Source organism: Rhodobacteraceae bacterium Araon29 (genome assembly GCA_039640505.1).
GTDB lineage: Bacteria > Pseudomonadota > Alphaproteobacteria > Rhodobacterales > Rhodobacteraceae > CABZJG01.
The window spans coordinates 343,285-358,021 of the sequence record CP046865.1; the positions used below are offsets into that span (position 1 = coordinate 343,285).

The 14,737-nt window shown below is 50.0% G+C and carries 13 protein-coding genes and 1 pseudogene; 10 read left to right on the forward strand and 4 right to left on the reverse strand.

Going from position 1 to position 14,737, the window contains the following annotated elements; all coding sequences use genetic code 11:
- The first annotated feature begins 57 nt into the window (after positions 1-57).
- Together GN278_01510 and GN278_01515 are read left to right on the forward strand one after the other, a co-directional pair.
- A pseudogene (locus GN278_01510) lies at positions 58-683 on the forward strand (recombinase family protein).
- Positions 684-870: 187 nt separating this feature from the next.
- Positions 871-1,998, forward strand: a complete 1,128-nt coding sequence (locus tag GN278_01515; GenBank protein ID XAT59616.1) for a PQQ-dependent sugar dehydrogenase — start codon at positions 871-873, stop codon at positions 1,996-1,998.
- Positions 1,999-2,278: 280 nt separating this feature from the next.
- Here GN278_01515 and GN278_01520 read toward each other — a convergent pair whose 3' ends face one another.
- Positions 2,279-3,250 (reverse strand): pyridoxal-phosphate dependent enzyme, encoded by a 972-nt coding sequence (locus tag GN278_01520; GenBank protein ID XAT59617.1) that lies wholly within the window; start codon positions 3,248-3,250, stop codon positions 2,279-2,281.
- Between the two features lie 10 nt (positions 3,251-3,260).
- The gene (locus GN278_01525) at positions 3,261-4,220 is read right to left on the reverse strand and encodes an ornithine cyclodeaminase family protein (GenBank protein XAT59618.1); all 960 of its coding nucleotides are present in this window, start codon (positions 4,218-4,220) and stop codon (positions 3,261-3,263) included.
- Positions 4,221-4,860: 640 nt separating this feature from the next.
- On the opposite strand from GN278_01525, the gene GN278_01530 reads away from it, so the two are divergent.
- The 5 genes from GN278_01530 (at position 4,861) to GN278_01550 (ending at position 9,347) form a co-directional block, all read left to right on the forward strand.
- Positions 4,861-6,024, forward strand: a complete 1,164-nt coding sequence (locus GN278_01530) for an ABC transporter substrate-binding protein (GenBank protein XAT59619.1) — start codon at positions 4,861-4,863, stop codon at positions 6,022-6,024.
- Between the two features lie 77 nt (positions 6,025-6,101).
- Entirely contained in the window at positions 6,102-6,989 is an 888-nt protein-coding gene (locus tag GN278_01535) for a hypothetical protein (GenBank protein ID XAT59620.1), read from the forward strand.
- The gene (locus GN278_01540) at positions 6,986-7,906 is read left to right on the forward strand and encodes a branched-chain amino acid ABC transporter permease (protein XAT59621.1); all 921 of its coding nucleotides are present in this window, start codon (positions 6,986-6,988) and stop codon (positions 7,904-7,906) included. Before GN278_01535 ends, GN278_01540 begins: the two co-directional genes overlap by 4 nt.
- Positions 7,906-8,637 carry an ATP-binding cassette domain-containing protein gene (locus GN278_01545; GenBank protein ID XAT59622.1) on the forward strand — a complete coding sequence of 244 codons (732 nt, stop codon included), beginning with the start codon at positions 7,906-7,908 and terminating at the stop codon, positions 8,635-8,637. Before GN278_01540 ends, GN278_01545 begins: the two co-directional genes overlap by 1 nt.
- Positions 8,638-8,663: 26 nt before the next feature.
- Positions 8,664-9,347, forward strand: a complete 684-nt coding sequence (locus GN278_01550; protein XAT62489.1) for an ATP-binding cassette domain-containing protein — start codon at positions 8,664-8,666, stop codon at positions 9,345-9,347.
- A gap of 93 nt (positions 9,348-9,440) precedes the next feature.
- Here GN278_01550 and GN278_01555 read toward each other — a convergent pair whose 3' ends face one another.
- Complete coding sequence (locus GN278_01555) at positions 9,441-10,412, reverse strand: helix-turn-helix domain-containing protein (GenBank protein ID XAT59623.1); 972 nt, start codon at positions 10,410-10,412, stop codon at positions 9,441-9,443.
- 268 nt (positions 10,413-10,680) lie between these two features.
- On the opposite strand from GN278_01555, the gene GN278_01560 reads away from it, so the two are divergent.
- From GN278_01560 to GN278_01570, 3 genes are all read left to right on the forward strand, one after another.
- A complete protein-coding gene (locus GN278_01560) occupies positions 10,681-12,135 on the forward strand; it encodes an aldehyde dehydrogenase family protein (GenBank protein ID XAT59624.1) in 1,455 nt (484 codons plus the stop codon).
- Between the two features lie 247 nt (positions 12,136-12,382).
- Entirely contained in the window at positions 12,383-12,847 is a 465-nt protein-coding gene (locus GN278_01565) for a cupin domain-containing protein (protein XAT59625.1), read from the forward strand.
- Positions 12,844-14,088: an FAD-binding protein gene (locus GN278_01570; protein XAT59626.1), complete on the forward strand. Its 1,245-nt coding sequence runs from the start codon at positions 12,844-12,846 to the stop codon at positions 14,086-14,088. The genes GN278_01565 and GN278_01570 overlap by 4 nt, the downstream gene beginning before the upstream one ends.
- A gap of 22 nt (positions 14,089-14,110) precedes the next feature.
- Here GN278_01570 and GN278_01575 read toward each other — a convergent pair whose 3' ends face one another.
- Positions 14,111-14,413, reverse strand: a complete 303-nt coding sequence (locus GN278_01575) for a transposase (GenBank protein ID XAT59627.1) — start codon at positions 14,411-14,413, stop codon at positions 14,111-14,113.
- Positions 14,414-14,737 lie beyond the last annotated feature (324 nt).

Consider the following 14,737-nt stretch of genomic DNA (forward strand, 5'->3'; position numbering starts at 1 on the left):
TGTTTTTTGTCCGACAATATGGCTTGACAACGGAATAGCGGACAAGATGATTGACGGATGGAAAAACGGACAAAGACGGAAAAATTAGTTGCTCCGATTGGATACGCAAGAATCTCGACGGTCGAGCAATCTCTGGCCCCACAGATTGATGCTTTGAGGCTGCCGGTTGCAGCGAAATATTTGAAGACTGTGCATCAGGTGCGAAAACGGATCGCCCCGGACTAAATGAGGCGCTTTATCACCTGCGGTCCGGCGAAACGCTGATCGTATGGAAGCTTGACCGTCTCGGGCGCAGCATGAGCCACCTGATTGATACGGTTCGCGATCTTGACCAGCGCGGCATCGGGTTCAGGTCTTTGACCGAAGGCATCGACACGACCACAAGCGGCGGTACGCTAGTTTTCCACCTGTTCGGTGCGTTGGCGCAATTCGAATGTGACCTTATTCGTGAGAGAACACGTGCGGGCTTGAGCGCAGCAGCCGCGCGCGGACGAAAAGGCGAACGCAAGGCGGTCGTCACCGCTGATAAGCTGGCGCGGGCAAAAACGTTGATCGAAAAAGGCTTAACGGTTCGTGAAGCCGCTGCCCGAATCAAAGTTGGAAAGACCGCTCTCTACGAAGCGATCAAGTCGGACCCACTACACATCAAAAGGCCGCTCAAAATGACAAGTCGTCAGACATGACTTGGGGCATCAAGCTCTTCCCAATCCTGTGGGACCTAACGTTCCTTTGTTGGGATAGACCCGGAGATGGTCAAAAAAGAACTTGCGCTGGACATCCCGCACTTCCCTAATGCAGATTACAAGCACTTAGAAACGCCCAATGCGAGAAGAAAGCTACGATGGCGACCCAATAAGAAAGACTGACCCCATGCGCACCTTACTGATAGCTTTGATGATGACACTCGCGACACAGGCGGGGGCTGATAATATCCTTACTGGAAGTGCAGGGAGCAAATTGGAAGGGAAGGTTGTTTCTAGTTTTGCCGGACCTTGGGCTATGTCTTTCATCGATGATAAAAACCTGCTTGTCACCACAAAATCTGGCAGGCTTTGGCGTGTAAATACGAATGGCGAACAGTCCTTGGTCTCAGGCGTTCCCAAGGTCTTTGCAGGTGGCCAAGGCGGCTTGGGCGATGTTGTTCTTCATCCAAATTTCAAACAAAATAAACTCATCTACATTTCTTACATAAATTCAGAGGATGCAGGCAAAACACGATATGCATCCGTGGTACGGGGAACCTTGGAAAGGTCAGATAGGGCAAACCTAAACAATATTGAAACCATTTGGCGGCAAACCCCCGCTCGATCACAGGGACATTTTTCCCACAGACTTGCGTTTGGTCTTGATGGAACTCAGCACGCTGGTAAGATTTTTATAACTTCTGGAGATCGGCAAGAATTAACTCCTGCACAAAAATGGGATTCGGCATTAGGAAAAGTTATCCGACTGAACGATGACGGGACGATACCAAAAGACAACCCGTTTCAGGATAAAGGTGATTTAGCAAAAACCTTTTGGACGGTTGGCCACAGAAATGCGCTTGGGATCGCTTTTGATAAAAATGGCCAGCTTTGGGCGCACGAAATGGGGCCTAAACATGGGGATGAGTTTAATTTAATCGTTGCGGGTGCGAATTATGGGTGGCCAATTGTATCTGAAGGCAACCATTATAGTGGAGCAGAAATTCCTGCCCATCAAACCAGGCCCGATTTCATGGCACCAAAAATCTATTGGGTGCCAACGGTGGCTCCCTCAGGATTGATTTTTTACGAAGGGGATGAATTTTCCGAATGGAATGGAAATGCATTCATGGGAGGATTGAAAAGCAAGGCACTGGTGCGAATAGGATTTAATAATGAAGAACCATTTGAAGCTGAACGCTTCAGTTGGTCCCAAAGAGTAAGAGAAGTCGAAATGGATCATGATGGTGCCATTTGGGTTTTGGAGGATGGTCCATCTGGCAGGTTAATAAAGTTTACCAAGCCAAATGAATAAAATTGGACATAGAAGTTAAGGTTTGCCCCACCCTCACTGAATCGGCTTGGCTATAAAGTCGCAATTTAAGAAAGCATCATCTTCAATTTGCTTGGCAATGGCCGTTTTCTTATGACCGGTCTAAGCTGCGCTTTTCGCCCGCACATTTGCGTCAATCGTATCACGGGCGACAGCGATATTCCATCACTTTGCCCGTAGAACCTTGGAAATTTATGTGAAAATTCTAAAAAAGGAGCCACCTATTTGACCGCGTGATGCTGCCCATGCTTGCCAAATACGATCAGGGTATAGAGCTAATGATCGGAGCGATCCGGTCGCGATCAAAGTTCGCACCGCATAGAACAACAGCACTAACTTTGTTGGTGCGGTTAGGGGCATCCAGCTGCCAGGCCGCCTGTGCCAATCCGGCAGACCCTTCGACCAGCATTTTTTCGCTCCAAGCCATGTGGCGGATACCCTCGGCGATCTCGTCCTCGGTGCAGTCGATTAATTCATCAATAACTTCGCTGCCCAGCGGCAGAGTAATTGAGCCTTCGTCGACACCGCCAGCGCAGCCGTCTGCCAAAGTATCACTATGGGTTACTTCGACGTCATGACCTGCCCGAATACTGGCAGCCAATGCGGCAGAATTACGCGCGCTGACACCGACAAGACGGGTGGAGGGTGAAAAGGCCTTAAGCACAGCCCCGATGCCTGAAATCAGACCGCCGCCTCCGATAGATACATAGACCACATCAAGGTGCGGCAGCTGTTGCAGCAGTTCCAGCGCAATCGTTCCTTGTCCAGCGATAACCTGCGGATCATTATAGGGAGAGCAATAGATGATGCCCTGCTCTTTGGCCAGTTTTTGCGCATGTTGTTCCGCCAAGCCGGAATCGTTTGAGTGCAAAATGGTCTTAACCCCAAGTGCTTTTATCCGAGACAGCTTTTCGCGTGCGACTGTTTCGGGCAATACCACGGTTAGATCATGACCAGTCATCTGCGCTGCCGTGGCAAGTGCCAGCCCGTGATTGCCCGACGATGCCGTAATGGCGGGCACATCTGTCGATAAGGATGTCAGTTTTGACATGGCACCCCGAAATTTAAATGACCCGGTTTTTTGAAAATTTTCAGCCTTGAAGACGAGACCAGTATCGTCGTCAAACGACAGGCGGGACGGGATGCAGGGTGTCAACGTCAACCAGTGTTTGATACGGCGATGGGCGGCAACTGAGAGGGCAGCTTGCTCAAGTACGGCGGAGGAGGCAGTCATCGGATGTCCTTTATTGAGTTTTTGCGCCTGCAGCAGCGTCAATGATGGTTTGAGTGATGGCAATGTCTTGTGCGGCGATCCCGGTTAGATCAACAACGGTGATCTCCTCATCCGAGGTCCGGCCCTTTTTTGCGCCAGAAAGAATAAGGCCCAGTTCGGTCACTTGAAGTGAAGCATCGCCGCGCTGCGCTGTCTGAAATTCGCCATGGTGCAAAGATTGGCTTGCCATATCACAGACGCGCAAAGATGCGGTGGCAACCAGCTTTGTCGGAAGCTCCTGCTTGCCCGGACAATCGGCCCCAATTGCGGTTACATGCGACCCCTTGCGCACCAAGCCATCCGCAAACAGGGGCTTTGTTGCATTTGTCGTCGTCGTAATGATGTCTGCCGCGCCAATGGCCGCGTTCAAATCGGGCACGGTGATCGCGTTGTAACCCGATGCGTTCAGGTCCGTACTCAACTCTTGCGCAGCAGAAGCATTGCGCGCCCATATGTTGAAATTCAACGCCCTATCTGTCATCAGTTTTGCCAAGCATATGGCCTGAAGCCGCGCCTGAATACCAGCACCGATGATCAACACCTCGGTCGCATCGGAGCGCGCCAGAGCGCGGGTGGCCAAAGCGCCGCCGATTGCAGTGCGCATATCTGTGAGCCAGCCTTCGTCCCGCATTATGGCAAGGGTTTCGCCTGTGGCGGCAGAAAAAGCTAGCATCATGCCGTTCGAGGAAGGCAGGCCTTTGGCTGGATTATCGTAGAAGCCAGAGGCGATCTTGATCACATAACTGGCGGTTCCTACGATATAGCCGGACTTGACGTGACAATCGCCGTTCGCTTCAGGAAACGTCAAATGCACCACCTCACCCGTTTGCACATTGCCCTGCGCGGATGCGACATATGCATCTTGGATACGCTGCACGGCAGTTTCAAAGTCAAACAAAGCCATGATCTGTGCTTTATCTAGGTCTAACATCGCAAGCCTCTTTAAGAACCGTTAATCTAGTTTACTAGTCGGCGTCGCATCGATTGAGCAGCCCACCTCAGTCATCCAATTTGAAAGTTAGTGCAAGATCGGCCTTTGGTCCATCGGAATGATGGCCACCGTAGGTGGACTTTTTGCCAGTTTAAACTTGGTTGAAGCGGGTGGGCCAATTTTTCTAAACTGATGCGATTAATACTATGTCTGACGGCACCCTAGAAAGGATGTCGGCAGTGTTCTGTTTTTGGGAGTGCAATGGCTACTTCCTGTTCAAAATGTTTAGACTCGCTATCTGGATAAGCCTTTGCCGCACATTGCCTCATTCTGTATCCAGCGGGAACAGGAGCTTCTTAATATAATTAGGAGTCACCAAAAGGGAAAAGGGTGCAGGATGAAAAAGAGCACCCAACCTTGTGAGCCGATGGTCACGCTATTTCATCTGCGCGATATTGCTTGCCTGTTTGAATACCCTGTTTGACCTTTTTATCGCCAACGCTGACGGCAGTGTGTGGGCAAAATCACCAACCTGTCATTGAAGGACTGAAGCCGCATAATCTCGGTTAAGTCACGCAACTGTTTTGAAGTAGGTGGAATTGGTTCAGAAACACTAACCTTTAAATTGGGAGACGCACACATGATAGCATTCAAGTCAACAATCAGCGCACTCGCGTTGAGTTTATTCACCGGAACCGTAATGGCCGCTGAACCGGTAAAAATCGGCTATTCTATATCCAATACGGGCCTGTTTGCACTGGCGGCACCATCCCAGGTTACAGCCTATGAACTTTGGGCAGAGGAAGTTAATGCTGCAGGCGGACTTGATGTTGCCGGCGAACTGCGCCAGGTCGAGCTTGTTTGGTATGATGATGAATCAAATCCGGCCAAAGCGGCACAAATCTATGAAAAACTTATTTCCGATGAAAAGGTGGACCTTCTGCTGGCGCCCTGGGGTACTCCGCACCATCTGAACGTAGCGGGCGTCGTTGAAACGCACGGATTTCCCATGGTGGGTAATACTGCCGCGTCGGTCGCCATCCGGGAAGTATCACCAGGCAATATCTGGTTCCCAACTTCGGCAATTCCCGACAAGATAGGCAAAGAACTTGCTGCGCTCGCCAAATCAGAAGGCGTAACCTCGGTCGCAGTGCTGGCCAATGTGCTACCCTTTCCACAGGAAAACCTTCAATTTTTGCTGCCCGCGCTCGAAGATCAAGGCATCGAAGTCAAGTTGGTTGAGAACTACCCACCGGATATTTCTGATATGACACCGCTTCTGGCGAAGGTTAAAGTGTCAGGTGCAAAGGGTGTCATTGTACTGTCGTTTCCAGCGGATTCCTTTCTATATATGGGACAGGCAAAGGAAATGGGTATTGATCAATCCTTTCAATTCTTACTCGTTGGACCGACAATTAACGCCTTTCGTGGCGCCTTTGGAGATCATGCCAATGGGATTGTGACAATCGGCCACTGGTCGCCGCATCAAGACAAATGGAGCAAAGCAAAACCATTCTTTGATGCCTATGTCAGCAAGTATGGCCATGCCCCTGATTATCTGGATTCTGCGCTGGCCTATATATCCGCTGAGATTCTTCAAGCAGCGGTTGCTGAAGCTGGACTTGACCACGCCAAATTGCGTGAATTCATTTCCTCAAATACATTTGAAACAATCAACGGTCCAATCCGCTTTGAGGGCGTTGAAAATGTAGAAACGCCAACCGCATTCTTGCAAATGCAAGGCGGCGAAATGCACCTTATTTGGCCCTCAGAAATTGCAACTTCTAAGATTCAGAAGCGCTGATCCTAACAGTTCAATGCAAGACACGGTGCCTTGCATTGAACTGACAGAGTATAAAAAATAAAGCCGGGGCACCCCCAATGGAAATTCTACTTTCACCACAGCTTTTGTTTTCAGCCTTAGTGATGGGTTTTCTTTATGCGCTGATCGCAGTGGGGTTGAATTTCGTTTATGGGACAATCCGGTTGCTGAACATTGCGCATGGTGATTTGGTCATGATCGGCGCCTATGCGGCTTTTAGCATGTTCACTTTCCTGGGCCTTTCGCCACTCCTTGGGTTGCCCCTGATCGCGGGCTTTACGGCACTTATTGGGTTCGGACTTTACTTTGGTCTTTTCAAGCAGCAGTTGGAAAAATCGGCTTCTATTGAACAGCTTGAAGCCAATTCGCTACTGCTATTTTTTGGTATCTCTGTAATTTTGCAGAACACCACGGCATTATTTTTCACAACTTCACTGCGCGCCTATCAGCATCTGGATACCGTTGTCAGCGTGTTCGGCACAAATATGACATGGAACCGGCTGTTGGCGCTAGGTGTATCACTCGTGATCGTCCTTTCGATAACTGCGTTTTTAAAATTTTCGATCTATGGACTTAGTATCTCTGCTTTGATGCAGAACCGCGACGCAGCCAAAGTCGTTGGCATCAATGTCGAGCGGGTTCAATTGGGCAGTTTTATCCTAGGGTTCGCGATTGCCGGAATTTCCGGAGCACTGATCAGCCTGACTGGACAGATATCACCTTTCATGGGCTTTCCCTTCACGATTGCCGCATTTGTGGTCATTATTCTGGGAGGCTTGGGAAACATAACCGGTGGGATTATCGCTGGCATCCTTTTGGGATTCATTGAAATTTATTCGGTTGCTTTAACATCCGCTACGTATCGGTCGATTCTGATCTATGGAATTTTTGTCGCAGCGATCATGATCCGTCCTCAGGGGCTCTTTGGAAAGGCCCAAAACAGATGAATGTACTTCGTAACAATTCGGCCTTCTTCTTTGGTCTTGCTGTACTTGCCTTATTCGGCTTCTCAATCGGTAGTTTCTTTGGCAACTATTGGGTGGTGGTCGCATTGAATTTTGCAATGTGGATTGCCTTGACCCAAAGCTGGGCGATGTTTTCAGGCCTTACAGGCTATATTTCGCTCGGACATGTCGTTTTTTATGGTTTGGGCGCCTATACGGTCGCCATAAGCTACAAGATTTTACCCCTGTGGTTCTCAGTCCCTCTTGGTGGTCTTGTTGCAGCGGTATTTGCGCTAATTATTTCCGTACCTGCGCTGCGGGTTCGTGGCCCATATTTTGTTATTCTGACATTCGGCATCTCAGAACTTGTTAAATTTATTGTCCTGAACCTTGAAACCCATTTTGGCAAATCGAGCCGCTTGCTCTTCGGTGCGCCTTCGGCAGAGACTGTTCTTTATGCAATGATCGTATTGGCCGTTGTCGCAAGCGTCATGATGCAATTGGTCAAGGTCTCTACCTTTGGACGCGGACTTCTAGCCATTCAGGGTGACGAAATCTCTGCTGAAACCGTGGGTATTCCAATTGTGCGGTTCAAGGTCATCGCGTTTTCTATCGCCGCTATCATACCGGGAATGGTTGGTGGGTTGATGGTGCTGCGATCAACATATTTTGAAGTTTTGCAAATCTTCAACCCACTTTTTTCCTTTACCATCGTAACGATGGCGATCATCGGTGGCAGTAGCGATGCACGGGGCCCTATATTTGGCGCAGCCTTTTTGGTCTTCTTGTCTGAGCTTTTGGCATCAAGCGCGCCGCGGCTTTATATGATATTGTTAGGGGGCTTCCTGATTTTCTTTGTGATTTTTGCGCCGAATGGAATTGTCGGAGTGCTGCGTAAATCCACAAAAGGTCGAAGCTGATGGGCCTTTTACAGATTGAAAATATCGGGAAATCCTTTGGCGGGTTACGAGCGCTGGACGATGTAAGTTTCTCGGTGGATGTCGGTGAAACTGTGGGATTGATGGGGGCAAACGGGGCTGGAAAAACCACATTGTTCAGCATTATCGCCGGCCATCAGCCACCAACAGAAGGCGCCGTGCTTTTCCACGGACATCGTTTAACCGGAAAGCGCCCCGATCAAATTTGCCATGCAGGGATCGCCCGTACCTTTCAGATTGTCAGACCATTTGCGCGGATGACTGTACGTGAAAACGTGGAAACAGCACTTCTTTTTGGGGGTGCGCGAAAATCCAGTGACCCGCCTTTAGATTACTGTGCAATGGATATCCTTGATACTGTAGGTCTTGCCGATCATGCCGAAAGACCATCCGGTGCTCTGACGCTATCCTCTCGCAAAAAGTTGGAAGTTGCCCGCGCAATAGGCACCGGGCCGGAACTTTTGCTGCTTGATGAGGTCATGGCGGGCCTTACCCCAGCAGAGGTTGCAGCTATGTTGGACACGCTTCGGCAGATCAAGAAAAACTACAACCTGACCATCCTTATTATCGAGCACGTCGTCAGCGCACTTTCCGAACTTTCTGACCGGATCATTGTGCTGCACCATGGCGTTAAGATCGCCGAGGGCAAGTCCCAAGATATCGCGGCCAATAAAAATGTGCGTTCGATCTATTTTGGAGAGGAAGAAGCGTGACTGTCATTCTTGAAGTTCTGGATCTTATGGCGGGATATGGTGATGTAGGCGTTCTGCATGGTGTCAATCTGAAATTGGAAGAGGGTAAAGTCTCGGCAGTGCTCGGCGCCAATGGCGCAGGAAAGACAACACTGTTCCGAACAATTGCAGGAATTATGCCAAGCACCTCTGGGCATATTAGATACTGTGGCCAAAATATCGACGCGCTGGCCTCTCATCACCGAGTGGCTGGTGGTCTGGTTCTGGTACCAGAAGGGCGCTTGGTCTTTCCTGATCTGACAGTCGAGGAAAATCTACGGCTTGGCGCTATCAACGTTCGGGCGCGTGAACATCTGTCCGACACCCTAAGGTCAGTATACATAACCTTCCCGAGGTTGAAAGAACGTAAAGCCCAAGATGCGGGCACGCTGTCCGGCGGCGAACAGCAAATGTTGGCTTTGGGACGCGGGCTGATGGCACTTCCTAAGGTACTATTATTGGATGAACCCACCTTGGGTTTAGCGCCGGGCGTAGCAAAGCAAATTTTTGGCATTATTCCCGAACTGCTCGAATTCGGGCTGTCAATCTTGATTGCTGAACAGGACGTCCATGCAACACTCCAAAAATCCGACCAAGCCTACGTGCTAGAAAACGGTGTAGTTGGCATCGAGGGCACGGGCTCGGATTTGTTGAAATCTCCACAGGTCATTGAGGCATTTCTTGGTCACTGATAGAAGACAGGCCCGAGAAAACCTTATCGTTACTGTGTTCACGGTGTTTGTCTAGGATTGTGCCTGATGGTGGTTAAAGCGCATTTGGTGTGATCAGGGGGCCGCACTGGGCGAGTGGCCAAATCTGCTACGATAATCACGCGAAAACCGCCCCAGATGTGAAAATCCGCAACTATATGCAACCTCTGTTACGGTTTCTCGGTGTAATCGTCGACAGAGACGATAGCGCGCCAAATCAAGCCGCATATTTCGCAGATATGTAATTGGTGCGATGCCCATCGACTTTTGAAACCCGACTTGAAGGGTGCGCGTATGAGCCCCCGAGGCGTTTGCGATATCTTCAAGCTTGATGTCTTCGAAATAGTTTGAATGAATAAAGTCAATGGCCCTGCGAATTTGTGGTGAGGTTGCCGTTCGGACCGGATTATCTAAAAGATGAGAGATATTGCTGGGTTGTAATGTCAAAACCTGTCGCGCTATTTCACGTTCAATGGCCAAGCCACCCAGCGTTTTCTTTGCCATTGGTAATGCCCCGCCCTCTACGGAGCGGGCCGCGATCACAGCCAGCCTTTTAAGCTGCCGACCGCCATTTATGGTCAGATTGACGGCTGGATCAAAGCGAATTGGACCTGGTAGGGGCGCCCCAATTTCCTCTGCGGCAACCTGGGACATAAACTCAGAGTCAATTTGCACCATAAGCTGTATGCAGGCTGCATCCCATCGGATACACGCTGGCCGGTCGGGGTTCAGGATTGCGCCAAGGGCAGAGTTGATATCGATCACCTCTGAGCGATGGCGAACTTCCGCGGCGCCCGCAATAGGGATTTGCAAAAGGTGGAAATCGCGGGATTCGCCTGGGTCAACGCGCACGTCGCCGCCATAGCTCAAAAGATTAAGTGAGATTTGCGCACCGCGCACATGATTATGCCTGACATTTAAACGTAGACCACGCACAAGATCTAGCCGGTGGTCACAATACCGCGCTGCAATTGTATTGCGTGCATGATTAAGGTCGTTGGTGCGCAGGACAGGATAGGAGGAAAGTAATTCAGTTCGGTTCCGCATTTCGATAGGATAGGCGGTGCTGTGGATACTTCAAGCTTAAAATAATTAGACTCGTTATAAATAGATTCGCTATATGGATAGCCGCTCACCTCACATTGCCCCATTCTAAAGACAAACAAAACAGGGGGCTTTCAATAAAATTGGGAACCGCTGACGACAGGTTCGGCATCAGCATCTGGACTTCTGCTGCTCGCACCTACAAGCCAAAAGTATAAAGCACGAATGCATTTAATCGACGAATGAAATAATAAAAGAAGAGAATTCCAACATGAATAATATATTATTACAATCTGATCTTTGGATTAACGGGGAATGGGTTAAGCCCTCATCTGGCAAATATATCGAGGACAGGAACCCTCATGATGACTCGGTATATTCGCATATTGCCAGCGCAACGCCAGAAGACGTTGATCGCGCTGTGATCCTCGCAGAGACAGCGTTTAAGGCAAACAAACATCGGTTGGCGCATGAGCGCGAGCTTTGGTTATTGAAGGCTGCGGATCTCGTTGAGCGGGACCGCAAGGAATATCTTGATCTTTTGATCGACGAAGTTGGTTCGCCAATTTTCAAGGCGGAGTTCGAAGTAAATTTTTGCATCAACGCGCTCCGCGCCTTCGCTAGCGTCCCGCGTCGCATCCGGGGGGAAATTATTCCATCGGAGACGCCGGATGTCTTTAGCATGGCAATCAGATCACCGGTTGGAGTCATCGCTGCAATATCCCCGTTTAACGTACCATTGCTTAAAGTTACAAAGCAATGTGCCATGCCCATTGCTTGCGGCAATGCCGTTGTGCAAATGCCATCCGAGCATGCGAGCCAGGTCTCGGTTAAATTTGCCAAAACACTTGAGGAGGCGGGACTTCCAGCTGGTTTGTTCAATGTCGTCACCGGCAACCCGTTTGAAATCGGGGATACTCTGACCGGTCACAAGAAAGTTAACGCCATTACGTTTTGCGGTTCTCCAGTTGTCGGCAAACATGTCGCTCAGATCGCTGCAAAAGACCTTAAGCCGATTACATTAGAGCTTGGTGGTAAAAGCCCACTGATTGTGCTTGATGACGCAGATATTGATGCCGCTGTCCAAGCGGCGGTTGTTGGTGTCTTTTTCTTCCAAGGGCAGGCCTGTATGGCTAGCAGCCGGATTTTTCTGCAAAAGGGCATTGCTGAAGAATTTACAGCAAAATATGTCGAAGCTGCAAAGCATGTCAGCATGGGTGACCTACGCGCACCTGACACTTTCGTGGGTCCTATTATTAGCAAGCGTCAGCGCGACAGGGTCCGGGCTCATATTGAAGATGCCAAGGCAAAAGGAGTAGAGGTGCTCGCAGGTGGTGGATGGGATGGCAATCGTTGCCAGCCAACAATCTTGCAGGGCGTCGACGAAAGCATGGAAGTGTGCCGGAATGAAACCTTTGGTCCGGTAACCAGCCTATATCAATTTGACACAGTCGATGAGGCCATGGAGCGTGCCAATGACAGTGATTACGGGTTGAGCTTTTCAGTCTTCACCCGTGACATTGAGAAAGCGCTGTCTCTGGCACAACAGGCTGAAGCCGGTGCTGTTCATATCAACCGTATGACCATTCAGGATGAGCCTAATCCACCATTCGGTGGCAGCGGTCTGAGCGGAATGGGCCGGGAAGGCACCGAAGCCGAGTTGGACACGTTTACAGAGTGGAAATGGGTGACTGTCAACAACCCAAATGTTCTACGAACTGATTAGATTTTTTCCATAAGTGACACATGCGTCGTCCAGGGCAAGGGTGTTCAAAGCAGGCGTAGAATTTTTCAATGGCAGGGAGGCCGGTGGCTAACCTTTTAGTGAAAAGCTTTTCATACGCAAAAAAACAAAGAGTTATAGCATGACGCATGGGCCAGAGTTCATGGAAACGTTCATAGGAAAAGCTCAACGCATTTTTAATTTTACTAAATAGTGCAGTGCAAGCGCGCCAAAACTGAAGGAGATGAACATGATCAAAATGGAAGCAGGGATCGTAAATTCCCGCGAGGGTATGGATGGCATTTGTTGGGACATTCTAGGTCAGACCTACGTGCCAAAACAAATGAGCGAGGGATGTTTTTCATGGCATGCTACTTTACCTTCTGGGACTTTTGTTCCGCCGCACATTCATCCTGATCAGGATGAGTTCCTTTACATTTTGGAAGGTCGGGTCGACTTCCTTCTGGATGGCAAAGAGGCTGTAGGTGAACCCGGGGACTTGGTTAAACTGCCACGGGGAGTGCCGCACGGCATTTTTAACAAAACCGACAGCACGATCAAAACGCTGTTCTGGGTAACGCCCACCGGCAAACTCTATGACTTGTTCTGGGCGCTCCACAATCTGGGACCCGGGGCTGATCCGGCTGAAGTTGTTTCGGTTTCTGCGGCTCATGCCATCGACTTTCTACCACCAGAAGAAGAGGTTGACGCATGACTGTCCTGATTGTGGGTGCTGGTATCGGCGGCTTAACTGCCGCATTGATGCTGCATCAACGTGGGATGAAATCTTTGATTGTAGAACAAGCACCGAAATTATCTGAGGTCGGTGTTGGAATAAACATGCTACCGCATTCCGTAGCGGAATTGGCGGAACTCGATATACTCGACCGATTGGATGAAGTCGGTCTGCGAACGCGCGAATTGCGGTATCTGACACGCTGCGGCCAAGAGGTTTGGCGTGAGCTGCGCGGGAAGGGTGCCGGACATGACTACCCGCAATTTTCGATTCACCGTGGTCGTTTGCAAAAAGTTCTTTACGACGCAGTCGTTGAGCGCCTTGGTCAAGAGGCCGTTCTGACTGGTCTAAGGCTGTCTGGGTTCCAGCAAAGTGAGGCCGATATTACGGCGCATTTTGTGGATACGAAAGACGGGGAAACAACTCTTACATTGCGATCAGAAGTTCTTGTTTGCGCCGATGGTATACACAGCGTCGGTCGGCGGCGTTTCTATCCAAACGAAGGACGTCCAAGCTGGGACGGGGTGGTTATGTGGCGTGGCGCAGTTGACTGGCCAATCTGGGAGGATGGTGAAACGATGGCTATCGCCGGAGGGATGACCGGCAAATTTGTACTGTATCCGATCACTCCGCCGAAAGACGGAAAGCAATTGATGAATTGGGTTGTTAATGTGCGCATCGCTGACGGAAAAACCTCTCCGCCACCGCCGGATAGCTGGTCTCGAAAAGCGCCTCTGTCCAAGGTTTTACCCTATGCAAAACGGTTCAATATTCCTGATCTAGATATTGATGCCATGGTGCGAGCCACGCCTGCTATTTTTGAGTACCCGATGGCGGACCGTGATCCTTTATCGCTCTGGACACACGGGCGCATCACATTGTTGGGCGATGCTGCGCATCCGATGTATCCGGTAGGTTCTAATGGCGCAGCACAAGCTATTCTTGATGCTCGGTGTTTATCAGATGAGCTAGTTTCAGCCGAACATCCCCGCGAGGCACTTTACCGTTATGAACAAGAGCGCCTTCCAAAAACGGCAGAAGTCGTATGCGCAAACCGCATTGGGGGGCCGGAACGTATCATAGATGAAGTAGAAAAACTCAGTCCTAGTCAGTTCGACAATATTGACGATGTGCTAAGCTATGAGAGCCGCAAGGCGATTGTCAAAGGCTATGCAAAAGTGGCTGGTTTTGCAAACAGAGACACTAGCAGCCCAGCTTAAACGGTAAACATCAATGCGCTGCTCACTGAAAGCTGGTTTTTGCCTTTTCTTCGGGGGCAGCGGCGTTGATCATGTCCTGATAGGCCCATGTCAGGAGGTCGTGGATGCGATTGCCGCGATGGTCCTGAGTCTGCTCAAGCATCCATTTGAGCCGTATTTCGGGGTTGAAGTTACTCATTTTTCCGGTCTCAATCAGGGTGTAGGCGGTGGCCGCTGACTTGCCACCAGCCTCTGATCCCATGAAGAGATAATTTTTGCGCCCAACGGCCAAAGGGCGCGCTGAGCGCTCGGCTGTAGTGTTGTCAATTTCTAAAAAAGCCGTGATCTAGAGCGTCAAAGGCGGGCTTGGTCTGTTCCTGACGCAGCGCCACGCGTCAATGCGGCGTTAGAAAGTGCGTGGTTGTCTCAACATTATAGAGTTTTCGAATGGAAACGATTGCCTCGCCCACAAAAGGCAGCTTGTCACTTTCAACGAGTTTATAAAGCTCACTGCGCAGAGATACCATGCAGGCCATCTCTTTGATGCACCCCGTTCGGTAGCTGTCTTTTTAGCCCGCATGGGCATCTGCATGGGTGTAGCCTTCATATTGCGCCAGTCAAATCGCTAGCTGCGCGCAATAATCGCCGATCACGTCAAGCCAGATCGGAG

Bases quoted from the DNA above. Each gene is read 5' to 3' on its own strand.
- GN278_01515 (XAT59616.1), top strand. From the start codon at position 871: ATGCGCACCTTACTGATAGCTTTGATGATGACACTCGCGACACAGGCG.
- GN278_01520 (XAT59617.1), bottom strand. From the start codon at position 3,250: ATGACTGCCTCCTCCGCCGTACTTGAGCAAGCTGCCCTCTCAGTTGCC.
- GN278_01525 (XAT59618.1), bottom strand. From the start codon at position 4,220: ATGTTAGACCTAGATAAAGCACAGATCATGGCTTTGTTTGACTTTGAA.
- GN278_01530 (XAT59619.1), top strand. From the start codon at position 4,861: ATGATAGCATTCAAGTCAACAATCAGCGCACTCGCGTTGAGTTTATTC.
- GN278_01535 (XAT59620.1), top strand. From the start codon at position 6,102: ATGGAAATTCTACTTTCACCACAGCTTTTGTTTTCAGCCTTAGTGATG.
- GN278_01540 (XAT59621.1), top strand. From the start codon at position 6,986: ATGAATGTACTTCGTAACAATTCGGCCTTCTTCTTTGGTCTTGCTGTA.
- GN278_01545 (XAT59622.1), top strand. From the start codon at position 7,906: ATGGGCCTTTTACAGATTGAAAATATCGGGAAATCCTTTGGCGGGTTA.
- GN278_01550 (XAT62489.1), top strand. From the start codon at position 8,664: ATGGCGGGATATGGTGATGTAGGCGTTCTGCATGGTGTCAATCTGAAA.
- GN278_01555 (XAT59623.1), bottom strand. From the start codon at position 10,412: ATGCGGAACCGAACTGAATTACTTTCCTCCTATCCTGTCCTGCGCACC.
- GN278_01560 (XAT59624.1), top strand. From the start codon at position 10,681: ATGAATAATATATTATTACAATCTGATCTTTGGATTAACGGGGAATGG.
- GN278_01565 (XAT59625.1), top strand. From the start codon at position 12,383: ATGATCAAAATGGAAGCAGGGATCGTAAATTCCCGCGAGGGTATGGAT.
- GN278_01570 (XAT59626.1), top strand. From the start codon at position 12,844: ATGACTGTCCTGATTGTGGGTGCTGGTATCGGCGGCTTAACTGCCGCA.